Annotated in this window: 21 protein-coding genes and 1 other RNA gene; 5 read left to right on the top strand and 17 right to left on the bottom strand. The window is 38.5% G+C overall.

Going from position 1 to position 23,789, the window contains the following annotated elements; genetic code table 11:
* Window positions 1–19: 19 nt before the first annotated feature.
* Complete coding sequence (coxB, locus tag NSS70_RS12880) at window positions 20–1,102, bottom strand: cytochrome c oxidase subunit II (protein WP_130156230.1); 1,083 nt, start codon at window positions 1,100–1,102, stop codon at window positions 20–22.
* Window positions 1,103–1,207: 105 nt separating this feature from the next.
* Window positions 1,208–2,080: a heme o synthase gene (gene cyoE, locus NSS70_RS12885; protein WP_339195788.1), complete on the bottom strand. Its 873-nt coding sequence runs from the start codon at window positions 2,078–2,080 to the stop codon at window positions 1,208–1,210.
* Between the two features lie 427 nt (window positions 2,081–2,507).
* On the opposite strand from cyoE, the gene NSS70_RS12890 reads away from it, so the two are divergent.
* A complete protein-coding gene (locus NSS70_RS12890) occupies window positions 2,508–3,413 on the top strand; it encodes a COX15/CtaA family protein (RefSeq protein WP_094246107.1) in 906 nt (301 codons plus the stop codon).
* Window positions 3,414–3,570: 157 nt separating this feature from the next.
* On the opposite strand, the gene NSS70_RS12895 is transcribed toward NSS70_RS12890, so the two are convergent.
* The 11 genes from NSS70_RS12895 to NSS70_RS12945 form a co-directional block, all read right to left on the bottom strand.
* A complete protein-coding gene (locus NSS70_RS12895) occupies window positions 3,571–5,094 on the bottom strand; it encodes a carboxypeptidase M32 (protein WP_339209994.1) in 1,524 nt (507 codons plus the stop codon).
* Between the two features lie 26 nt (window positions 5,095–5,120).
* On the bottom strand, window positions 5,121–7,034 hold the full coding sequence (locus NSS70_RS12900) for an ATP-dependent DNA helicase (RefSeq protein ID WP_445290584.1): 1,914 nt from the start codon (window positions 7,032–7,034) through the stop codon (window positions 5,121–5,123).
* 200 nt (window positions 7,035–7,234) lie between these two features.
* Entirely contained in the window at window positions 7,235–7,408 is a 174-nt protein-coding gene (locus NSS70_RS12905; RefSeq protein WP_157728005.1) for a hypothetical protein, read from the bottom strand.
* Between the two features lie 58 nt (window positions 7,409–7,466).
* Complete coding sequence (locus NSS70_RS12910; protein ID WP_063388534.1) at window positions 7,467–8,612, bottom strand: THUMP domain-containing class I SAM-dependent RNA methyltransferase; 1,146 nt, start codon at window positions 8,610–8,612, stop codon at window positions 7,467–7,469.
* 76 nt (window positions 8,613–8,688) lie between these two features.
* An RNA gene (rnpB, locus tag NSS70_RS12915) (RNase P RNA component class B) lies at window positions 8,689–9,064 on the bottom strand.
* A gap of 65 nt (window positions 9,065–9,129) precedes the next feature.
* On the bottom strand, window positions 9,130–9,429 hold the full coding sequence (gene gpsB / locus NSS70_RS12920) for a cell division regulator GpsB (RefSeq protein WP_063388535.1): 300 nt from the start codon (window positions 9,427–9,429) through the stop codon (window positions 9,130–9,132).
* 187 nt (window positions 9,430–9,616) lie between these two features.
* Window positions 9,617–9,844 carry a CotD family spore coat protein gene (locus NSS70_RS12925; protein ID WP_340881750.1) on the bottom strand — a complete coding sequence of 76 codons (228 nt, stop codon included), beginning with the start codon at window positions 9,842–9,844 and terminating at the stop codon, window positions 9,617–9,619.
* A 278-nt stretch (window positions 9,845–10,122) separates the two neighbouring features.
* Window positions 10,123–11,235: an RNA-guided endonuclease InsQ/TnpB family protein gene (locus tag NSS70_RS12930; RefSeq protein WP_340881752.1), complete on the bottom strand. Its 1,113-nt coding sequence runs from the start codon at window positions 11,233–11,235 to the stop codon at window positions 10,123–10,125.
* A gap of 11 nt (window positions 11,236–11,246) precedes the next feature.
* A complete protein-coding gene (gene tnpA, locus NSS70_RS12935; RefSeq protein WP_094245197.1) occupies window positions 11,247–11,645 on the bottom strand; it encodes an IS200/IS605 family transposase in 399 nt (132 codons plus the stop codon).
* A gap of 988 nt (window positions 11,646–12,633) precedes the next feature.
* Entirely contained in the window at window positions 12,634–13,893 is a 1,260-nt protein-coding gene (locus NSS70_RS12940; RefSeq protein ID WP_311066258.1) for a ribonuclease H-like domain-containing protein, read from the bottom strand.
* Complete coding sequence (locus NSS70_RS12945; RefSeq protein ID WP_340881755.1) at window positions 13,884–16,166, bottom strand: DEAD/DEAH box helicase; 2,283 nt, start codon at window positions 16,164–16,166, stop codon at window positions 13,884–13,886. The genes NSS70_RS12940 and NSS70_RS12945 overlap by 10 nt, the downstream gene beginning before the upstream one ends.
* A 146-nt stretch (window positions 16,167–16,312) precedes the next feature.
* On the opposite strand from NSS70_RS12945, the gene NSS70_RS12950 reads away from it, so the two are divergent.
* Entirely contained in the window at window positions 16,313–16,780 is a 468-nt protein-coding gene (locus tag NSS70_RS12950) for an Hsp20 family protein (protein WP_066251868.1), read from the top strand.
* A gap of 734 nt (window positions 16,781–17,514) precedes the next feature.
* On the opposite strand, the gene NSS70_RS12955 is transcribed toward NSS70_RS12950, so the two are convergent.
* Complete coding sequence (locus NSS70_RS12955) at window positions 17,515–17,829, bottom strand: YppG family protein (protein ID WP_094246113.1); 315 nt, start codon at window positions 17,827–17,829, stop codon at window positions 17,515–17,517.
* A 158-nt stretch (window positions 17,830–17,987) separates the two neighbouring features.
* Here NSS70_RS12955 and yppF point away from each other — a divergent pair, with 158 nt between their 5' ends.
* On the top strand, window positions 17,988–18,173 hold the full coding sequence (gene yppF, locus NSS70_RS12960) for a YppF family protein (RefSeq protein ID WP_063388541.1): 186 nt from the start codon (window positions 17,988–17,990) through the stop codon (window positions 18,171–18,173).
* 248 nt (window positions 18,174–18,421) lie between these two features.
* Here the strand turns inward: yppF and NSS70_RS12965 are convergent, their stop codons facing one another.
* The 3 genes from NSS70_RS12965 to NSS70_RS12975 form a co-directional block, all read right to left on the bottom strand.
* Entirely contained in the window at window positions 18,422–18,784 is a 363-nt protein-coding gene (locus NSS70_RS12965; protein ID WP_066251871.1) for a YppE family protein, read from the bottom strand.
* A gap of 50 nt (window positions 18,785–18,834) precedes the next feature.
* Window positions 18,835–19,062, bottom strand: coding sequence for a hypothetical protein (locus tag NSS70_RS12970; protein ID WP_066251875.1), 228 nt, complete (start codon window positions 19,060–19,062; stop codon window positions 18,835–18,837).
* A gap of 312 nt (window positions 19,063–19,374) precedes the next feature.
* Window positions 19,375–20,319, bottom strand: coding sequence for a DUF2515 family protein (locus tag NSS70_RS12975; RefSeq protein ID WP_063388544.1), 945 nt, complete (start codon window positions 20,317–20,319; stop codon window positions 19,375–19,377).
* A 106-nt stretch (window positions 20,320–20,425) separates the two neighbouring features.
* Here NSS70_RS12975 and recU point away from each other — a divergent pair, with 106 nt between their 5' ends.
* On the top strand, window positions 20,426–21,022 hold the full coding sequence (recU, locus tag NSS70_RS12980; RefSeq protein ID WP_144598150.1) for a Holliday junction resolvase RecU: 597 nt from the start codon (window positions 20,426–20,428) through the stop codon (window positions 21,020–21,022).
* Window positions 21,023–21,062: 40 nt separating this feature from the next.
* Window positions 21,063–23,690 carry a PBP1A family penicillin-binding protein gene (locus NSS70_RS12985; protein WP_339196694.1) on the top strand — a complete coding sequence of 876 codons (2,628 nt, stop codon included), beginning with the start codon at window positions 21,063–21,065 and terminating at the stop codon, window positions 23,688–23,690.
* The last annotated feature ends 99 nt before the right edge of the window (window positions 23,691–23,789 follow it).

A 23,789-nucleotide genomic window follows, 5' to 3' on the forward strand; every position in this document is an offset into this window, starting at 1 on the left:
CTTTTATAATTAGTGAGCATTACTTTTCAACTGATAGGCTTTGTAAATAATCTGTTAATGCTTGAAGTTCTTCTTCAGTCAACTTACCGTATGTGCCTGTCATTGTGTTGCCAGGTTTATATTTTTCAGGATCTTTCAACCAGTTTTTAATGTTTTCTTCATTGTGCTCCAAGATGCCGGCTACTCGTTCACGATCAGCAAAGTTCGCTAAGTTAGGTGCCGTACGTGCTTGTTCAGGTCGGTTATCAGCTGGTGATACTGCATGGCAGCCGATACAGCCTTTATCTTTGAACACTTGTTCTCCCTGTTTTGCAGACGCTGTTTGAGCAACAGTTTCAGCTTTGAAATTTTTCATTTTATTAATCCAAGAATTAAATTCATCTCGGGAAACCGCCTTCACTTTAAAGTCCATCAACGCGTGAGATGGTCCGCATAATTCAGCACATTTCCCGTAAAAAATGTTTCCAGCTTCCTTTGCACGTTTTGAATCAATTTTTAACCAGAACTGGTTCTCATTATCTGTGTTTGTATCGATTTTACCACCAACTGGAGGAATCCAGAATGAGTGCTTCACATCTGATGCTTTTAAGTTAAAATAAACTTTTTCATCAGTCGGCAAGACTAAATCTTGGCTTGTAATGACTCCATAGCCAGGATATTCAAATTCCCACCAATACAAACTTGCTCTTACATTGACAACAAGAGGATCTTTTCCTCCATTTTTATCATCTGCCAACGCTTTTTTCATTGGATCGGTATCCGCCAAATTAAAGGTGGAAGCAACTACCGGAACTGCCAATACAATCAGCAATAATATAGGAATAACAGTCCAAATGATTTCAAGCTTATGGCTTCCTTCCACTTGTACCGGAATTTTATCGCTTCCTTTCCGGCGGAATTTCATTAAGACATAAATAAAAATAATCGTTACGACTGCAACAACAATCACCATGATTGCCGTACTCAACATCATGAGCGAAAATTGTTCATCGGCAACTTCTCCAGCTGGAATCAGCGTGGAAATAAACGGTTCGCCGCAGCCTGACAATACGAGCGTCATGACTGAAAGTAGTAACAAAAGACGCCATTTCAGCTTTTTCATCGCTAAATCAAACCCCTCTTTCTTTGTTAAATCCTGTTCATAAAGAAAAAATGAAGAATTCCTTCTATGAATAAATTCTTATCTAGAAAGAATTACTACCGAACGTTAAATTATTGAAAAGGCAACCATAGCCACAAACAAAATGGTTAAATAGTTAATTGAATAGATAAACATCCACTTAGACCATTTTAAATCATTTTTCATTTTCAGTCCAATTAATGACAAAATCAACCAAATAATATTCAATACAGTAGCCAAAACGATGAAGCCAATTCCTAGGCTAAACAAATAAAAAGGAAGGGGCAGCAAGCAGGCAACCCAAACAATGATTTGTCTTTTCGTCACCTCAAAGCCATGAACAACTGGAAGCATCGGAATTCCAGCTTTACGGTATTCTTCCGAACGCTTCATCGCAAGTGCCAAGAAATGAGGCGGCTGCCAAATAAACATGATTAGAAATAAAATCCATGCAATGATATTTAAATCATCAACTGCAGCCCATCCAATCAGCGGCGGAACAGCTCCAGCGATGCTGCCGACTACCGTATTGATCGTATATTGGCGTTTTGTCCACATCGTGTATAGCACTATGTAGGAAAACACGCCTAACAAACCAATGACGGCTGCGGAAACAGAAACCATTAGAAGCAAAATCGTTCCAATGGAAATGAAGCCGGTCCCCAGCAGCAATACTTGAAACGAGCTTATACGGCCCGTTACGGTTGGGCGTAATCTTGTTCTTTCCATTACATGGTCAATATCTCTGTCATAAAAATTGTTGATTGCGCAAGATCCAGCAATAATAGCTGCTGTTCCAAGCAATGTAAACACAACAATATCTATATTTTCAAGAAAACTTTTACCGCTGAAATATAATGCCAACCATATTCCGGTAAAAGTGGTGATTAAATTGGAGTTGACGATTCCGATTTTAATTAATGATAAAAAATCTTTCCAAGCGGAAGTTGCCACTTCAATTTCTTGCCGATCGTTTAAAACAACTTCGCCCCTTGTATTACCCAATTGAATGACCTCCTCTGGGACGGCCTCCTATCTGAGACCATTTAGCGTTTGCCTCTATCATATAAAAAAAACACGAGACAAAAAAGCATTCATATAGTATTAAACCATAATTCGTCAATTTTTTGTGTACATTTCGCGAATAAAGTTTGTCGAAATTGTGAAGCGGTTAAAAATAAAATATTTTCCGATTATAATAATAGTTGGTCGAACGTTTCGGCAAAATGCCTTCCCCATAATATTTCTAGCAAACTCCTTTTGAATATTCAAGCTTTTTCTGATTCTACAAGAAACTATTTGTTTCGAAGTTTGATGTTTCTATACCCATTATGGAGTTTCTTTCGGCTTTTTAAACTTATTAAAGATGTTAGAAGGTGAATGAGACATGCACTATTTATTAAAATGGCTTGGCGTCGTGACAACAATCGTCATGCTATTCGTTTTAATTGGCGGAGCACTCGTAACAAAAACAGGATCATCTCAAGGATGCGGCCGGTCTTGGCCGCTTTGCCACGGAAAAGTTCTTCCAGACCCTTTGACATTAGAAACAATCATTGAACTTTCACACCGACTTGTGAGCGGAATTGCAGGAATCCTTGTTTTATGTCTTGTTATTTGGGCTTGGAAAGCGATCGGGCATAAAAAAGAAACAAAGCTGCTTTGTTTTCTGGCCATCTTTTTTATTGTTTTGCAGGCGCTAATCGGTGCTGCAGCTGTCGTATGGGGGCAATCCGATGCCGTTCTTGCACTTCATTTTGGAATTTCCCTCATTTCATTTGCAGCTGTTTTGCTGCTTACTCTGCTGATTTTTGAAGTTGATAAAAAATTTGACGCAGATAATGCTGTCATTGGGAAAAAAATGCGATTTCATATTTATGGCATTATTACTTACAGTTATATTGTCATTTACACAGGTGCATATGTTCGGCATAAAGGCGCAAGTCTAGCTTGTCCAAGCATTCCTTTTTGCAGCGAAAATCGCTTGTTCCCGCAAACCGTCCATGAATGGGTGCAAATGGGCCACCGCTTTGCAGCAGGCTTGCTGTTTATTTGGATTGCGGTTGCCACTATTCATGCGATAAAACATTATAAAGATCAAAAAGTGATGTATTGGGGTTGGATTCTTGCTTTCATTCTCATTCTTCTCCAAGCGTTATCCGGCATATCCGTGATCTTGTCTGATTTAAATCTTTATCTTGCCTTGGCACATGCTTTATTTATTTCCTGCTTGTTCGGGCTGTTGTGCTATTTTGTTCTTCTTGCAGGCCGGGCAAAAGCTTCGAATGATTAAAAGGCTCTGTCTAAAGCCTTTAGAATTGATGATGGCGGAAATCGGCGAAAGAGCTGATATCCGCCATCTTTTATTTTTTTAAGAATGTGGGATGTCATTTTAAAAATCGAAACAATTTTTCCCTGATTGCTGATGGAAAGTTTTCCAAACGAATCTTTTAATCAAGACTGTAAATGTCTTTATATTTCTTTTCTAAATACTGAATAAAATATGCCGGATTCAACGATTCGCCAGTCGCATCCTTTAATATTTCCAGCGGTTTTTTCATTTTGCCATATAGATGAACATGTTTTGTCAGCCAGCTTTGAATTTGCTGAAATTCTCCGTTTTCAATAAGTTCTTCAACATTCGAAAGATCCTGCTCCATTTTTTGCATCAATTGCGTTGCATACATATATCCTAAAGCATATGAAGGGAAATAGCCAAAGCTTCCTCCCGCCCAATGAACATCTTGAAGCACCCCGTTTCCATCATGATCTGGAGCAATACCTAAATATTCGCTATATTTATCATTCCAAACTTTTGGAAGATCAGACACGTCCAACTTTCCTTCAAACAGCAATTTTTCTATTTCATAGCGTACAATGATATGAAGACAATATGTCAATTCATCTGCTTCAATACGGATCAGCGATGGTTTAACTTCATTGATCGCTCTGTAAAAATCATTTAAAGAAACCCCAGTAAATTGGTTTGGAGCATACGTTTTAAGTTGGTTGTAATATCGCTTCCAGAAATGATAGTTTCGCCCAATTAAATTTTCATAAAATAATGATTGAGATTCATGAATCCCCATTGAAGCGCCGTCAGCAAGAGGAGTTCCTTCCAGTTCTTCATTTATGTTTTGCTCATAAATCGCATGTCCGGCTTCATGAATGGTTCCGAAAACGGCCGTTCGAAAATCTGTTTCATCATACTTTGTTGTAATTCGAACATCGCCCCGGTTCATTCGAATTTCAAAAGGATGGACGGTTTCATCAAGGCGGCCGGCATCAAAATTGTAGCCTATTTCCTTTAAAATATATTCGGAAAACTTTCGCTGTTTTTCTTTCGGAAACGGTTTGTGCAAAAACGAAACGTCGATTTTTTTTGATGATTGTACAATTTGTTGTACTAATGGGACGATATGTTTTTTTAGCTCTGCAAAAACCTTGTCAAGCGTCTCCACAGTTATTCCTGGTTCATACAAATGAAGGAGCGTATTATATTTATGTCCCTTATAGCCCCAATAGGAAATAAACTTTTTATTGAATTCTATTAATTTTTCTAAATAAGGAGCAAACTGATTGAAATCTGCATTTGCTTTCGCTTCTTCCCAAACTGATTCGCTTTTTGATTGGAGAATGACATATTCTTTATATTCCTCTTTCGGAATCTTAATGTTTTTTTCATACTCCTCTCTGCATTCCTGAAGAGCTTTCTTTGTCACCGAAGAGAGATTGTCATAAACATGTTTTTCTGTTAATTCATCAAGAAACTCTTTCATAGTATCTGAAACGGACATCTGGAACCACTCTTCAGAAAGAATGCCGATTGTTTCAGCTCGCCGCTCCAATCCATTTTTCGGCGCACCCGTCCGTAAATCCCAATACATTAAATTTAATGCTTCTTCATAGCTTTCCATTTTCTTTAAGTAATCGAAAAATTTTTGTTCTTTTTCTTTTAAGCCCATTTTGATCATCCCCTTCTTCCAATTGAAAATATATTTCAGCTCGGTTTGACAGGCAACGCTTTTACGACCTCCGAAACAATATTTTCTCCCTCATCTTTGCTGATAAAAATCGTTACAGTACCATGGTCATCTTTCGTGCGAAGGAGGCGTCCAACCCCTTGCTTCAGCCGCAGTATCATATACGGAAGATCCACTTCATAAAAAGGATCTGTTGCGGATTTTCGTTTCGCATCAAATACAGGATCATCCGGCGGGAATGGCAGCGACCAAATGATCACATGTTCAAGCGACGGTCCTGGAACGTCAAGCCCCTCCCATAAATGCACAGCGCACAAAACGGTTTCCGGATCTCTTTCAAAACATGCCACTAATTCGCTGATTTCATAATCTCCTTCAAATAAACATGAATGCCAAAAGCTTGGTAAATTTTTTTTTAAGAAAAGCAGCTCCTCTTTCGTTCTGCATAAAATTAACGTGCGCCCTTTGTTTGATTTTATGACAGATTCCGTCCAGTTCAATTTTTCCTCGCTCGTACCTTTTTTTACAAACACTTTCATATTTTTTTCATAGTCAAAAGGAGAGGAAACGGAGAATGATAGATAATCTTTTATACCAAGGCTATTCGCTAAATAAGCAAACGATCCGTTTTGATCCGATAAAGTGGCTGATGAAAAGATATAAGGTATTTTATGAGAAAACACTTTTTCTTTTAAAATATCTTCTATCCTTTGCGGCATGATCACAAAAGAAGATGACGCGCCGTTTTGTTCAAGCCAGGTAATTGTGTTGTCAAATTGTAAAAACAAGCGAAAAGAAAATTCCATTTGATCAAGGTATTCTTCCACAATCTTTAAGCTATATTCATCAATGGTATATAGTTCACTTTCAAAAACTAAAGCTTCAGACAGCTGATTCAATCGTTCATACAAATTTCCGGCCGCTTCTAACAAATCGTCTGTTCTCGTGATTGTCAACCGATTGGAGCCTTCCTTTTGATGTGCACTTTTAAACAGCATATGAAAAAAATGATCGTTCGCTAAAAGCGCTTCTTCGACCATTTCTGCAAGTTGTTCACGAATGTTGTTCTTTAAAATTTTTTCTAAATATGCTGCTAGTGTTTCTTTTTTCACTTGATACGTAAGTGCCTTTTGAGCCGCAAATTCTAATAAATGGCCTTCATCAAACACGACGCAACTGTGCTCTGGGAGAAGCGGGAGCTGTCCTTCACGTTTCCGGGATTCTTTCGTCCAAATATGCTCCATATAAAAATCATGGGAGCAAACGATTAAATCCTTCGCCTTCCGATAATAATCGCGGGAAAGAATTAAGCCGCACCGATGTCTTTTGCTGCATGACAAACAGTTTTTAAAAGGATCCCAGCTGATTTTTTCCCATTTTTCATCGAAAAAAAACGGGTATTGCTTCCGGTCTCCATAATGATAGTAAGATTGCAATCCGCTCTGATCATGCACGAATTCAGGGAGAGATTCATAAAGATCAAAAAAGTCCTCATCATCGTCCATTCCAAGCAAATCCTCAAGCTTGTCCAAACATAAATATTGGTTCATCGATTTTGCCAATCGCACATCCACTTTTAGACCTAGAGCTTCTTCAAGCTTTTTTATATCCCCTTGTTTTTTGACAAGCTGTTCAATTAGAGCTTCGTCCGCACAGGCAATGACGGCAGGTCTTCCGGTATATCGCGCATATGCAATCGCATAAAGCAAATAAACAATCGTTTTTCCTGTCCCTACTCCCGCTTCCGCAAACATCACTTTCTTTTCTTTAAAAGCTCTGTCAAGCTGGAAAGCCATAAAAATTTGTTCGTCGCGCAATTCAAAGCCTTTTTCAGGCAAAATATCATACAGAACATCACCGATCCATTTGTTTAACGCTTCATAAAAACTTTCATTTTTTGTCAGCGGGAAAGGTAAACCTTGAAACATCATGACTCCAACCTCCGTGATTATTCATAGAGTAAAATTATTTCACTTATTACGCATAACGTCAATATCTTTTCTGGCAGCGCGCGATTCAATTAGAATCATGTCAACCTCGCTTATGCAGGAAGCGAGCGGTAAGGTTTGAAGCATAAGCGATTGACTCGGTTGAAACGAAATCATTTAAAAACAGAAAAAACTTCCCATTTTCAGGGAAGCCGTTTCTCTCGAACGGAAAGAGATCCGTGAAAAATAGCCTTTTTCAATTGCCCTTCCGCTTCAAAGATTTGACTGAGCGCTTTTTCTGTTGAACCTCTTTCTACCAATGCAGTATACGTATTTTTTAATGCGCGAGAAATAATCGCATATTCTTCCTTTGTCATAAATCAACCAACCCCGTATAAATTTTATCCATTTTAATTTATGCAGAGCTGGTATTATTTATGCTTTTTTGGGCGGTTTAGGTCCCCAATACTGATAATAGTGCGTTTCGATAAACCCATTAAAAAGTTTCCGTTTTTTTGTCGCCTTTTTTCCGTAAAACTGTTCAAAGTTTTTATTGCTAGTCAAAATGTAAATCGACCAAGTATCTAACAGCGAGAATGTTTTCCCCATTTCCTTATATAATTGCTCCACTTCTTCTCGTTCTCCGAGTCGCTCACCATACGGTGGATTCCCGACTATTACCCCAAATTCCTTCATCGTACGTAAATCTTTAACTTGCATTTGTTTAAAAGTAATGACATCCGAAAGCCCGGCCTCCATGGCATTTTCTTTTGAAATCTCAATCATTTTATGATCAATGTCCGTCCCGATGCAGTCGAGGCGAACATCATATTTAGCTAAATCCTCTGCTTCTTCTCTTGCCCTTCTCCATACATCCTTGCCGATCCAGTCCCATTGCTCTGAAATAAAATCTCTATTGAAGCCGGGCGCGATATTTTGCCCAATTAACGCCGCTTCAATCGGAATCGTACCTGAACCACAAAATGGATCAAAGAAAGGTCTGTCAGGAGTCCAATTCGTTAGCAAAATAAGTGCAGCGGCGAGCGTTTCTTTTAAAGGGGCATTTCCTTTTCGAGCGCGGTATCCTCGTTTATGGAGGCCGTCTCCGCTCGTATCAATGGTCAGTGTAGCAATGTCTTTATGTAAAGAGATCTCAATCTTGTAAACCGCCCCTGTCTCTTCTAACCAATCGGTCGTTTTTCGGTACTGCTGCTTCAATTTTTCAACTATTGCTTTTTTCACAATTTTCTGGCAGTCAGAAACACTTGCCAGTTTTGATTTCACCGATTTTCCGATGACAGGAAATTGAGCGTTTTCAGGCAAAAATTCCGCCCAATCAATGGCTTTCGTTTTTTCAAACAGTTCTTCAAATGTCGTCGCCGGAAATTCAGCCACTTTTAGTTTCACTCGATCAGCCGTTCTAAGCCATAAATTCGCTCGGCAAATCGCCAGTTCATCGCCTTCAAACGTTACTTTTCCGTTTTCCACTTTGCATGTATATCCTAAATTGCGCACTTCTGATGCAACAATCGCTTCAATTCCCATTGCAGCTGTTGCAATCAATGTAAACCGTTTGCTCATTTTTTCACCTGTCTTTTTAAGAAAATAAAAGCTCTCCAAATGGAGAGCACGAAAAATTGCGGTTTATTCCATAACGTTCTGTAAGCCATGTTTTGTCCCCATGCAGTTTGTACATGGGTGGTAATCATCTATCTACAGAAGGGTTTTAGCCCTTCTGTCCTTCTCCTCGTTCATTTCCTCAGAGAAGGTGCCCCTACCATCATTTGGGTTTCTCGCTCGTGGGGTTTACCGCGTTCCACTCTTGCGATTTCTCGCAAGACTACGTCACTGTGGCACTTTCAGGGTAATAGTGCCATACTAATCAATAGCTTAGGCACGTTCCCCGCCGTCAGCCGAAAAGGCTGCCCTAGCTTATGGTTTCGCTAGGCACGAACACTACGGGCATCTCAGCACCGTGCGAGCATGGACTTTCCTCTACAACGGATGATCCGTTGCAGCGATTACCCGAACGTTATGCTAAACCGCATTATGTAGTATAGTGAAAATGAATAAAAAATTCAAGTGGCATCCATGAACATTACTCATATAATTTGCTTCCAAATACATGTTTTTCTAAATTCGATAAACGCTTCAAAATGTCAAAGTTCGTTGTATTCGCCTGCATTGTCGGTTGTTTTTTCGATGCTTCTTCGAGCTGCTTTTTCAGCCGCATATTTTCCTGCCGCAACTGTTCAATCTCTTGGTAAAACGTTTCGTAATCTTTAATGATAATATCTAAAAATTTATCAACTTCTTCTTGTTTATAACCGCGCATCGAAGTTTTAAACTCTTTTTCCAAAATTTCTTTCGCCGTTAATCTAATTTTATCTGAAATCAACTCGGTTCACCTCAATCGTCAGAAGTCCTCCTAGGCTATATTTTTTCAAACTTCCTGATTAATGTCAATTTATTCTTTATGGTAATAACATGTCTCCATCCTGTTATGGAAAAAAATGAAGCCTACAGAGGTTTAAAAATAATGATTATAAACAGAAGGAGCTGGTTACTCAGCCCCTTCTCAAAGATTATCTCGGAAACGGACCAGGTCCCATGCACTGAAAATGTTGATGTGACACATTATTTACCGCAGATTGAGTATGCGGGAAATAATGCAAGTGTTGATACATTTGATGATTAACATTTGTTGTATGAATTGGATGGATATGAGGAACGATTGTTGTTGAATGTGAATGATTGACGCAGCATTTCGTCGGATGAACAATCGGCTGAAGAATGTTCGGTCTGCATTTCATATGATATAACTCCTTCCTATTTATTATTTTTACAATACTAGCCTATGAATATAAAAGTGTACATGTACTAATTCAAATACCTATTTTCAAAAAAAAGCAGGCGCGATATTTATCATGTATAGGCATTTCCTTCATAACCGATTGATTAAGGCACTATAGTGAACTACCCTCCACTTACCACCCTTGCGGGTCGCTTGAAGTGGGGGCTTCTCGGGTAATCCTATCTAACGATAAGAAATTGACCGAGCTTACCCTCTCGTTCCGAAAGTTATTATTCTTTATGCTAATATGCGTAATCCTTCATTTTTGATATTGATTGCTGAATTGTGATCACGATCTAATACAAAACCGCAAGAACATTCATATACACGTTTAGATAATGGCATTTCTTTTTCCTTGCCACAACAAGAACATTTCTTAGTAGAAGGGAACCACTTATCGATTTTTACAAGTTGTTTCCCTTGTTCTTTTAGCTTGTATTCTAAGAAAGTAGTGAACATACCCCAGCCATTATCATGAACACTTTTTCCAAAATTGAGGGCTTGAGACATTCCTTTCATGTCTAAGTCCTCAATGATAACTGCGTCATAGGTTGATGCTAATTCTTTTGATTTATGGTGAAGAAAATTCTTGCGTTGATTGGCAATTTTCTCTTGTAACTTTGCTACTTTCAAACGTTGTTTTTCCCAACGTGCAGAACCTTTTTTTCTGCGAGAAAGAATTCGTTGTGCTTTTGCCAGTTTGTCTAATGCTTGTCGATAGTACCGTGGGTAATTGGCTTTCTCACCCTGTTCACTCTCGACATATAGACCGTCCATAGCAAAATCTAAGCCAACTACTTTTTGAATCTTTACTGACTGAATATCTTTCTCGTATTCTGTCAAAATCGAAATATAATATTTACCTGTCTTTGTTTTAGAAATAGTACAAGATTTGATTTTATAATCAGCAGGTATTTCTCTATGTCGGTTCATTTTCATTGGCTTTTTGATTTTTGGTAGTTTGATATGACCATTTTCTAGCTTAATATTGCCGTTGACCATATTGGTTGTGTAAGATTGTTTATTTTTCTTGCTTTTGAATTTAGGAAACTCCGCACGACCTTCAAAAAAGTTCTTATAAGCATTTTGCAAATTGATCTGTGCGTTTGCTAAAGCTAAAGAATCCACTTCTTTTAGGAATGGAAATTCATCTTTGTATTTCGCTGGTGTCGGGAATGCTTGTTGTTTAAGCGTTTCTTTATCGTTTCTGAATTTCTCATACGTTTCCTTACGTTCTTCCAGCATCTTATTGTAGACAAAGCGAACACAACCAAATGTTTTGGCTAATTGGATTTTCTGTTCTTTATTCGGATACAAACGAAATTTGAAGGCTTTGTTTTGTTTGGCCATATCAAATCACCTCACTTCTGACCTTGATTTTCAATGTATTTTTTTATGACTTCTATTGGTGCACCGCCTGTTGTAAGCAGGCAAAAGCTTCTTGACCAAAACATCTCTTTCCATAGTCTTTTTCGGATATGAGGAAAGTTTTTCTTTATCAGTCGAGAACTTGCACTCTTATAAGTATTGATGAACTTCGATAATTCAGAATTAGGATGTGCTTTGAATAGGATGTGGATATGATCCTTATCATGATTCCACTCTGTCAAAGTAATGTTGTATTTTTTTCCGATCTCAATGAACATATCTTTTGCAAAATCAGATATTTCATCGGTGAACACTTCTCTGCGATACTTTACAACTAATACAAGATGATAATGTAATAGGAACACTGAATGATTATTACTATCCAATTTCATTGATATATCAATCCTTTTTTATATATAAGACTGATTATATCAAAACCTTTGGCTAAAGCCAACCGAAATTCATCTCCCACCTACTCATTGGGCTACGCCCTGCACATTCCTTGAGGATGGGAGACTTCTTTCGGAAATCCGTTAAAATTTTTTGAATCGAGTAGGAGGGAGCGATTAACTCCCGTCCTCTCACACCACCGTACGTACGGTTCCGTATACGGCGGTTCCATTAAGATAATTGACGCAAGTCTTTATAACTTCCGTGAATAGCTGTTCTCTTTATGCCAGTGGTCACTCCACCCTCCAAGAGATCTCCCACGGGATTCACCGCTTCCTCCCTCAAGTGAGGTACTACGTTTTCTGTGTTCATCATGACTCACTGAATGCCAAGGGCTATTCTCTCTTAATTGTTCGGTCCTTCTTAGTAGTTCTAAACCAACTAATACTATGACCTCTGCTGACTTCTGACGGTTCAGCTACTTATCACTAAGTAGGTTATGAAGCGCATTTCACCTATCCGCCAGACCTCCCCGGGTAAGTACATGCACTTTCACACCATCTATCCGCCTCATTTACTCGATATGACCTTCGACAGAAAGAGCTTTGTTTTGTTTCGCAAACTCACTCAATCATACCTAGCCTTATATGAGGTTCGTGTTCCTCGGACCGGTGTTTTGCCTCCAGCTTCCTTCAGATTCCGCGTCACCACGGACACCCTTGCTCTTGGCTAACCTCTACTTCTGTCTTCGGGGTTCGGGACTTACACCCTATAGTTCATGTACATGCCGGGCGCACAAGAGAAAGACCTTCTTGTTCGATGGAAGGTCTTGCTAGTCAATCTTTCTCTTTAATTTTTTATATTTGACAGAAAAAGCATCTAATAGGCGATGCCGTTTTTTCTCGTATATAATACCAAAATATGTTACCGCCGGCATCTATTCCTTTTAACAAATCCTTATATTTAGACGGTTGTGATCGAGTAATTGTTTCATCTTTCTCCCAAATCTTCCAACTTATTTTTTTTCTTTTCCAGCCTCCATTTTCTTTTCAGCAGCTCTTCTTTTTGTGTTGAATGATTGGATACTCCCATTCTTTCCAGCTGTTTCAAAATTTGAATCGCTTCGTTTGTGTCCATATATGCAGCATCAATATTTTTTTCATGATGCTCATAAAATTTGGCCAGTTCGACTAAAGCTTTTATTTTCAAAAAGCCTTGTCCATGTTTTTTAATTTCGCTCCATAGTTTCACTGCCTCATCCAAACGTCCGTTTCGTTTTGCCAGCATTGCCATTTCAAATTTCGCCTTGAGGTGAAGGCTGTTTGACTGCTCGTTTATTTTCGCATATGAAAAATAAGCAAGCTTTTCATTTCCTTGAGCTTGAAACCATCTTGCCATTTCAAACAGTTCTTTATCATCATGGTTGTCATCGGGAAACAAAAGCTTTTTTGACAAATGAATATAAAGTGAAATTAAGGAGAGAATATCCATCTCATTATGCTGAAAAATTCCGATCACACTATCAGGATTTGGGTCTTTCAAAAAATGATGGTAAAGGATCGGCGCTAAATAGCCGGGAGTATCTTCCTTTCGGTTCACTTGCAAAATATCTTTTTCAACATTTGATAATTTTACCGACTCTAATCTATTTTTCCAGAGACGTCTAGCTGCATGATATAAATCAAAATGGCCGTACTCAGGCAATTGCGGCACCATATTGCGAATGAGAGTATGCCTCGTTTTCACCTGAGGCCAATCAAATGCTTTTCCATTGTATGTGACTAATGTTTTTATATTTACTTCACTTAAAAACCGCTGATATAAAGCAACCTCATGGCCAGGAGCAGGCAAAAAAAGCTGTTTGATCACCACTTTATCGAATAATATTCGCGCAAATCCAAGTAAAAAGATCATATTGCCTGCTCCGCCCTTTAAACCAGTCGTTTCCGTATCGAAAAAGAAAAGTTCATAAGGTTTATGCCCTTTTGCTGATAGCGGATGCTCCATTTCATTGTCATTCCAGTATTCTACAACATCAATTACTTCGCTCAATTCATACAATCCATGGCGATAATTGAGCGGATATTCTACTTCACGGATGAGAATATATTGGCCATCAAAGAAAAACGGCTTGACTCCAACGCTTTCCCAGCGTTTTAAGTATGGAATCTCTATATCCTGTTCCTTTTTCAATACGTCTTCATGAACGATATGATTTTTTAATCTGTTTAATTTTTGTTTTATGGACATAAAATCTGTCCTTTCTTTATATATTGAAGCAGCCGAAGCGCCGCCTCCTTTCTTCCGCTCGATTCTCCATCAAGACCGATGCAGGAAGGACAGCCATCATCGCATTTACAGTTTGTCACCATTTCTTCCGTTCTTTCAAGCAAGCTTTCAAACTCATCAAATACTTTCTTCGCCAGCCCAACTCCGCCTGGATATCGGTCATACAAATAGATGGTCGGTTTTCCGTTGTGAATGGATTTCACTTGAAATACAACGTCAAGATCGTTTGGATCGCACATTGCTGCAAGAGCACTCACATATTTTAAAGCATGGCTGATGCCGACTAAAGCTTTTTCCATTTGTTCTTCCGATAAAACAGAAAAAACGTCATTTTTAAAGCTAATCCAAGCACCTGTTGTATGAAGCTCTTCCTCCGGCAGATGAATAGGACCAGAACCAATGTTCTCATGTGTGCCAAATTTGATTTTTTTAAATATCGTCGGTTGGGCAAGCACCATGACATCACCAAATCCAATCTCCATGCTCTTGCTTTCCTTTTCCTGATCCACCTCAAGCACCTTTAATTGAACAGCTAGGTTCGCATCCGTAAAATAGTCAACATTGACTTCAGAAACATATGCTTTTTTTTCTTCCCAATCGAGCTTTTCAACCTGAAATTGCCTTCCTTCATGCAAATAGATCGCTTCTTCATGAAGCATCGTCATGGCGCTGAATCGGTCCATTTCCCCGATGACATTTGCGCCATTTGTAGTGTCAATAATTACGACATTTTCTTGAGAAGCAGAACGCAAGCTGATCCCATGTGCAGGAAACGAATCGCTCATCCAATACCATCTGCCTCCGTTTTCGTAAAGAACGCCTTCCTCTTTCAGAAAATCAAGTATATCGTCAACCTCCACCCCATCTAACGTTTCACCTGACTGAAATGGAAGCTCAAACGCCGCACATTTTATATGATCTACGAGAATGATTAAGTTATCTGGATGAATGATCGCACTTTCCGGATTTTTTTCAAACAAATATTCTGGATGCTTTAAAATATATTGATCTAATGGACTCGATCCTCCGACGAGAATAATTGCTGCTTCCTCTTCCCTTCTGCCCGCCCGGCCTGATTGCTGCCACGCGCTGGCAATCGATCCGGGGTATCCTGTCATAATGCAAACCTGCAGCTGACCGATATCAACCCCTAGCTCCAAAGCATTGGTGCTGACGACACCTTTAATTTTTCCCTCTCTAAGGCCTTTTTCAATTTCCCTTCGCTGCTTCGGCAAATAACCTCCGCGATATCCGCGTATCGTTTTCGATCCCAATTCCTTTTTCGTCATCTCTTGCAGATACGTTAAAATAATTTCAACCCTTGTCCGGCTTCTAGCAAACACAATCGTTTGAATGTCGTTTTTTAAAAATTCTTTCGCAATCTCTTTTACATCAATCATGGCGCTTCTGCGGATATTGAGAGGCTTGTTAACAACAGGCGGATTGTAAAAGATGAAATGTTTTTTGCTTCTTGGGGCTCCGTTTCGATCAATAAGAACCGCTTTCTCTCCAATCAATGTTTCAGCAAATTCCAACGGATTTGCAATCGTTGCCGACGTACATATAAATTGAACGTCGCTTCCGTAAAATCGGCAAATTCTCTTCAGCCTTCTGATTACATTCGCAACATGGCTTCCAAATACTCCGCGATATGTATGCAATTCATCGATGACGACATATTTTAAGTTTTCAAAAAGCGACACCCATTTCGTATGATGCGGTAAAATGCCTGAATGCAGCATATCAGGATTTGTCATAACAATATGACCAGCTTTTCGAATCTTTTGACGGATCGTTGGAGAAGTATCTCCATCGTATGTATAGCAATTTATCTCCGTTTTTATTCCTTCAATCCATTCATTCAGTTCGCTTTTTTGATCCTGAGCTAGCGCCTTTGTCGGAAAAAGATATAATGCTCTCGTGTTATTGTTTTTTAATATTGCGTTTAAAACAGGCAAATTGTAGCACAACGTTTTTCCTGACGCTGTCGGGGTTACAGCGACAATGTTGTGATGATTTAACGCTAATTCAAACGCTTCTTTTTGATGACTGTATAATTGTTCAATTCCTTTTTTCTTCAACATTTCCTTCAATCGGTTATCCATATCTTCTGGAAAAGGAACTGTGATTGCTTCTTTTTCAGGTATTGTGTGCCAATATACAATCTGATCCCGAAAACGCTCGTCATGTCTAAAATCATGGATGACTTTTTCAAAAGGTTTCCGCCCAAGCATGACCCATTCCTCCTCGAATTCACTACATCTATTCTAACGAATAAACGTTCGTAAATAAAGCATGTTTTCATTGGAAGCTTTCGTATAAACTTTTCGAAACTCTTTTGCATATAAATGTGAAAAAAGAAAGGGAGTGAGAGAGCAAGATGAAAAAAGACAAAAAGGAACATGATGAATTTTTGCCCGTGTTTTCCCAACTAGATCCGCTTCCAGGCAGGTTTTCACAATTTTTCGATCCTGCCTACATTCAATCGCTATTAAAACCGTTTCATGATTTGTTTGATGCCGCAATGTCCCTTCCCTTTTTTCATTTTGACACTCATGAAACCGATCAAGAATGGGTGTTAGAGGGAAAGCTTCCAGGAGTGAAAAAAGAGCAAATACGCATCGAATCGTATGATCATGTATTAACGATTTCCATTCAGCAAGATCAACATATTGAACAAACAAATGATGAAAAACAGATGACGCAAATGTTCAAGTCTCATGGCAAATTTGCGAAATCCTTTTATTTGCCAGCTTACTTAGATGTACAACGTATTAAAGCATCGTTTCAAAATGAAAAGCTGAAAATTGTGATCCCTTCCAAAAAAACAAAAATAAATATTGACTAATATGCTTCTAATCAAAGAGGTTGTCCAAAAAGTCAGGGTAACTGACTTTTGGAGTCCCTCATTTTTCCACTTTTAAAAAAGCAAAAAAAATCGTCCTTTCTAAATAAAATGTAGTTGGGACCCAACATCACAGAAAGGACGATTTTTTATGAACCAATCAAATGATTACTACGGAAACAGCACTTTCACTAGATGTAAAAGAAGAAAATACTCCTGACAAAGGAAATTAACATTCCCTCCTACTTTCAAACTATATGACAACCGTCAAGTTCAAGTAATTTTCGATATTGAATTGCTCATACCAGAACATCACGTGGCACGTGTCATAGACAAAATGGTGAAGACGATGCAAGATGAGGTATTGTTTTCTCATTAGCTTACACTTCCTGAAATAGCGGCATCCGCCAGCTACTTTCAGATAAAAATCGAAAAATATAAAAGCAAGTGGAGAGAAACGCGTTGTTTCTCTCTGCTTGCTTCCTTTTAGGGACTTATCGGGCAGTCCCATTTTTCCTATTGCATCCTGTAATTGTCTGTTTTGTGATCGGTACTCATCATTCCCCGGGCAATTATGTCATCAGCTGTTGTTCCCGATTGGAAATATTCTTTTTCCAAAAATAGGTTTTTGGTATAAAAAGGATTTTTTCGTATATCCAACAAAGCATAAACAGCCTTGACTTGCGGCGAACGGCATCCCTAGCGCCTTACATCGTTTCAAAGCTCATTATTCAGCATCAAGCTTTAAAAATTTGCGTGACTCCTTTTAAAAGGGAGCTCATTTGATTCATCGTTTGAACAACTTGTCCTGCTGTATCGATCATTTTGTTAAAATCCATCTGTCCGTCCGCTTTTTTAAATGAAGAAAGCAATGAAGGATTTGACCCTTTTGGCATCATCATAGGCAGCGTGCTTGGATAAGGCTGAGGATACGGATTCATAAATGGCTGATAATATGGAGATTGGAAATAAGGAACAACATGTTGATTCATCATGAAATATTGATCGTAAGAAACAGGTCTTAACCAATCATAAGCATGATCATGATACATTTTGATCCCTCCAATAAAAACTTAACTAATCATAAAATATGTTTTTGCCTTTTAAAGGGTGAGATGTCAAATAGTGTCGGAAGTTTTTATTTTTTTTAAAATTGATAATTACAAAAGAGATGGTAACATATTAATATAAGTGTTAGGGGGGATGTTTTATGACGGTTCAAACATTGAGGGAAAGATTTAAAATGGAGAAGCAATACGAAGCAGAATGTGCAAATGAATTGCTGGACTTTGCTCGCAGATTGTATCTTTATGAAAACATCAGCATCAAAGACTTTCGAAATATTGTCAAAACGCTAGAACAGCAAGGAGCCGTTACACCTGAATACATCCTTTAAATCAAGCAGAGGCGGGAGAATTTTCTCCGGCCTCTTTTTGCCGCTTACGAATAGTCCCGTTTTCGGCAGTTCAATAGCATAGATTGACAAAAAAGAACGGATATTTTTTAGATAGAATCTTTTAACCCCAAGATTTCTTCAAACGAAGTAAGGTTTTGCGTAAATCGAAAGCCCAATAGATTGTGTCTATATATTTCACACATAATAAAGCGGAGAAACTGCTCGCTTCTCCGCTTCCCCTTTTTCATTCATTTTTTTTCCATTTCACGGATCATGCTTCTTAATGTGTATTCAGCAGATTCTTTTATATTTTTAAATCTCACCTTGCTTGTATCTTGAAAAAAAGATTGGATCACAATGTTTTCAATATGCTCTTTTGCCGTATCAATTTGTTGCGAATGCAGGTATCTAGGATGGTACTTATTGATCCATTTTTTCGCAACAATTTCCCATTCATCCAATATTGGCAAAATCTTGTCAACACTCGGTTTAATTTCGGCAAAAAAATCGTATTCCAGTCCTTCCTTCTTGGTTCTCTCGAAGCGTTGAGCACTTTTTTGGATCACTTGAAGCAATTGCTCCGTGATTTTCCGGACTTGTTCTTCATCCAAGGTTCTCACCTCAGATTCATCATAGCAAATTTTTTTTGTTTTACCAAATTTTATACTACCTTTTTTCTCAAGCTCCGCACGAATTTCCTTTCTGCACACATTTTCTCAAATTTATTCATCTTTTCTTCTCCATTTTCTATAAAGTTTGAAACGGCTTGTTTTGTCCGATGAATTTCTTTATCTATATTTTGCGTCAATTGCTGCTCTAAAAGATCAATTTGTTTTTCAATTTCCTGCAATTTTTTTAATGCCTCTTGCTTTTCTATAAACGAACTCATCAGCATCCCTCTTTTCTTATTTTTGCTAAAAAATTCTTCTTCCTAAATATGAGTCCTGCCTGTTTGACAAAACTAGTTGTGATTCGGCAAAAAAAGTGTAAATTCCCTGCAGCATTCAAAAATCCGCTTCATTGTGCGCATGTATTTTTTCAGGTTAGAAAAAATAAACATGGGAGGTGTTATGATGAAAAACGATAAAAAAACCATTCAAAATGATAGTCAAAAAGAAAAAAAGCGAGGAGTTGGAGACAAAAAGCTTGAAGGTCCAAACAGACCCTCTACTTAAAAATGGTCAGGCTCATTGCCTGACCATTATTGTAAGTATTGCTTCATCATGCATAATAAATGTAGCTGGGACTGTTTTTTCTCATACCAGTTAGTTAATTCAATTCGTTTCGGAATCTCTGGATCTTTATAATACTTTCCGAGCCGCTGTCCATGAAACCATTCTCTTTCTTTTTCGTCTATTTCGTGTGAGATTATCGGAAAAGCCGTCCTTAAATATGGGGATTTTCTTTTTGTTGTTTTTTTCATATATTTTTCATAATCATACCGTGATCCTGTATGTATTACACGATTTGAAAATTTTAGAAACTGTCCATGGTAAAGAGGATGAAATAAAAGCCATGCCAGCCTTTTTCCCAATTCAATCCGTTTTTTGACATGGCTGAATTGATGGGTGGAAAATCCGTACAATTTTCCTGTTAACGTCGGAAACAGTATAACGCGAAAATGAAATAGATCTTGAAAAATAAACGGCAAGCTGTGAAAGACAAATTTTTTAAATAATGGATGATCAATAACCGGTTTTTGAATAACATGCTGCTCATTAATAATAAGGGAGGTTAAAAGCCTTTTCTCATCTTTTGTGCGGAAAAAGCGTTCCCACTCCTCCATCATAAAGGCGGATACATGAAAAGCTTCGAGCAAATAAAACATCGGTTTGTTGTAACGCTTGGAATATTCATATAGTAAAAGCTGTGGATAAGCATCAGCAAAAATGAGCCAGTTTGCGGTTTCAACTGATAAAAAGAGCCATTGCCGTTTTTCATAAGGCAAAGCCTGTTTGAGGGGAATACCTTCTAAATCTGTCATAAACCAGCCGGCGTTTCTGGAGACCATGCTTGCCAGCAACGCCCATTTTACTTCCGGATGTTTTTTATAAAACTTTGCATATCGTTCCGTCCGTGAAATATTATCAACATTTCCGTCATCTGTTTTTAATTTTGTTTGTAATATTATATCATGTAGTGACATAGTATTCCCTCTTTCAACTTAAATCATGTATAATGAAGTCATTTCATCGAAAAAAGGTTAACATTTTTTGTTAAGATATAAATAGCCGGAAAAAGGAGGAGATCGCTTGGCTATTCGTTATCCTAACGGAAAGTTGTGGAAAGCTAAACAAAATGTAGCGAATCCAGTCCCAGTTGAAATACAATATTCAAATAGAGGGATGACCCTCGAGGACGACTTAAATGAGACAAATCTTTATTACAGGGAAAATGGAATAGCTGTCATCCATAAAAAACCGACTCCGATCCAAATCGTTTCGGTTGATTATCCGAAACGGAGCGCAGCAGTCATTAAAGAAGCTTATTTTAAACAGGCTTCAACAACCGACTACAACGGAGTTTATAAAGGCAAATATATTGACTTTGAAGCAAAAGAGACAAAAAACAGCTCTTTTCCACTAAAAAATATTCATGATCATCAAATCGAGCATATGAAAGCTGTGCTCGAACAAAACGGAATATGTTTTCTAATTATACGATTCACTAAACTAAATCAAATATACTTCTTAGAGGCTGAAAAATTGATGCATTTTTGGAAAAGACAGAAAAACGGGGGAAGAAAATCGATTTCGCATCAAGAAATTGTAGAATGTGGTCACCATATCCCCCTTGGCTATTGCCCAAGAGTTGATTATATTAGTATAATAGACAAGTTATATTTTTAGCTACTGCCCTTTTCATTCTAAATGAAAGGTTGGATTTATAATGAGTCAACAATATAAATCGAGGGAAGAAAGACGAAAAGCTTTAGCAAGTAAGAAAAAAAAGCCGAAGAAAAAAGGAATCGCAAGAAAAATTGTGTTTTTCATTCTTTTGTTAGGGCTCGTAGGCATCATTGGAGGAACATCGACATTTGCTTATTTTGCAGCAACAGCACCTCCTCTAAATGATGATCTTTTAAAAGGAAATATGTCATCAAAAGTATATGACAAGGACGGAAATGAAATAGGTGAAGTCGGTTCGGAAAAACGGACATATGTGAAAATCGATGAAATTCCGCAAGTTGTAAAAGATGCGTTTATTGCTACGGAAGATGTTCGATTTTATAAACATAACGGAATCGATCCAATTCGTATTGGAGGCGCTGTAATTGCCAACTTTAAAGAAGGATTCGGTTCTGAAGGTGCAAGTACAATTACGCAGCAGCTTGTCAAGCTTTCCTTTTTATCTCTTGACAAAACATTAAAAAGAAAAGCTCAAGAAGCATGGCTTGCCTTGCAAGTGGAGCAAAAATATTCAAAAGATGAAATACTTGAAATGTATTTAAACAGAATTTATTATCCCGGCAACTATTACGGCGTCGCAAGAGCTACGGAAGCTTTCTTCGGGAAGGATCTTAAAGACATCACGCTGTCTGAAGCGGCAATGCTGGCTGGGATGATTAAAAATCCTGATCTATACAACCCTAGAAAAAATCCCGATCTGGCGGAAAAGCGCCGCAATGTTGTCTTAAATTTAATGGTTAAAAACGGATTTATCAGTGAAGAGGAAGCGGCAAAAGCTAAACAAACATCCATCACAGAATCATTAGTTGAACCAAAACAGCAGCAAAACAAATATCATGCCTTTATTGAACATGCGATTGAAGAAGTAAGAAAAAAGCTTGGCGTTGATCCAAGCTCAGCAGGATTAAAAATCTATACAACAATCGATACAGATGCTCAAGAATATGTTGAACAATTATTGAACGGCGATGAAATCAGTTATCCGAGCAAATATTTTCAGGCTGGAATTGCTCTAATCGACACGACAACAGGTGAAATACGCGCTATCGGCGGCGGGAGAAACCAACCGATTGGCGGATTTAACTATGCTGTTGATTTAAAACGGCAGCCTGGTTCAACCATTAAGCCTATTTTAGATTACGGCCCTGCCATTGAGCATTTAAAATGGTCAACGTATCACCAAATCGTTGATGAGCCGTACACGTATTCAAACGGAAAACCAATAAACAACTATGACCGCAGCTATAAAGGGCAGATGTCAATCAGAGAAGCATTGGCTGATTCAAGAAACATCCCAGCATTAAAGGCGTTTCAAGAGGTTGGTGAATCGAGGGCAAAAGCATTTGCCGAGAAATTGGGAATTAAAATCGATAAAATTACAGAAGCATATGCAATCGGCGGATTTGAACACGGCATATCCCCTCTTCAATTGGCGGGGGCTTACAGCGCCTTTGGCAACAACGGTATATACAATGAACCATATTCCGTAACAAAGGTTGTTTTTGTTGATGGAACAAAAGCTGATTTAACACCAGATCCGGTCGAAGCAATGAGCGATTACACAGCATTTATGATCACCGATATGTTAAAAACCGTTGTAGAACGAGGAACCGGTACAAGAGCTCGGGTGCCTGGCTTGAATATTGCCGGCAAAACGGGTTCAACGAACTTTACAGAGCAAGAAAAAGCAAAATATCATCCGGAGCGCGGTGCAGCAAAAGACAATTGGTTTGTCGGCTATACACCAAAATACACAGCTGCTGTTTGGACTGGATATGAGAAAAATGAAGAGAAAATGTATATAACAAAAAGGGAACAACAAATTGCCAGAGACATCTTTAGAAAGCTAATGCGGCATGTATCTGACGGGGATTCATCCGATTTCAAACAGCCGAAAAGCGTGGTGAAAAAGGCAATCGAAAAAGGATCTAATCCGGCGAAGCTTGCAAGCAAATATACGCCAAAAAATATGATTACGTACGAATATTTTGTAAGAGGCGAAGAGCCGACAAAAGTTTCAACGAAATATGAAAAGCTGGACAAACCGTCAGGCCTATCCATCAATTATGATCAAAAAACGAATGCAGTGAAGCTTAGCTGGAATCACAGTGAATCGGACGTTTCATTTGAAGTGAGCGCCTCGATCGATAACGCTGCTTCCAAAGTATTAACGACTACAAAAGACAAATCGTATGTCTTGTCAAATGTGAAACCTGGTTCTGTATATAAATTCAGCGTTACAGCTGTAAGGGACAGCATGCGAAGCGATCCTGCAAGCGCAATGATCGAAATACCTTCTGTGGAGGAAGAGGAGCAAGAAGAATTACCAGATGAATTAACGCCGCCGCCTGAACAGGAACAAAATGAAGGACAAGATGAAGAGGATCAATTGGAGAACGAAAATGACAATGAACAAAATAACGGGCAAAATGAAGAGGAAAATCAAAACGAGAATCCTGAACAGCCGCAGACGCCAAATGACAGTACACAAAACGGCAATCAAGGCGGCGGACCTACTCCTCCTCAAGATCCAGGCAATAACTTCAATCGTTCACAAACGGGTGGAAACGGAAATTCACAAACCGAAACGCCTGCTGTTCAGCAATGAAAATAAGGGACTGTCCGATAAGTTCCTAAATGGAGCCAGTGAAGAAAAACAGCTCGTTTTTCTCCACTGGCTTTTGTTATAAAAAAAATGAGAGGGCTC

Origin of the sequence: Aeribacillus sp. FSL K6-2848 (assembly GCF_038004325.1) — a bacterium.
GTDB lineage: Bacteria > Bacillota > Bacilli > Bacillales > Aeribacillaceae > Aeribacillus > Aeribacillus composti.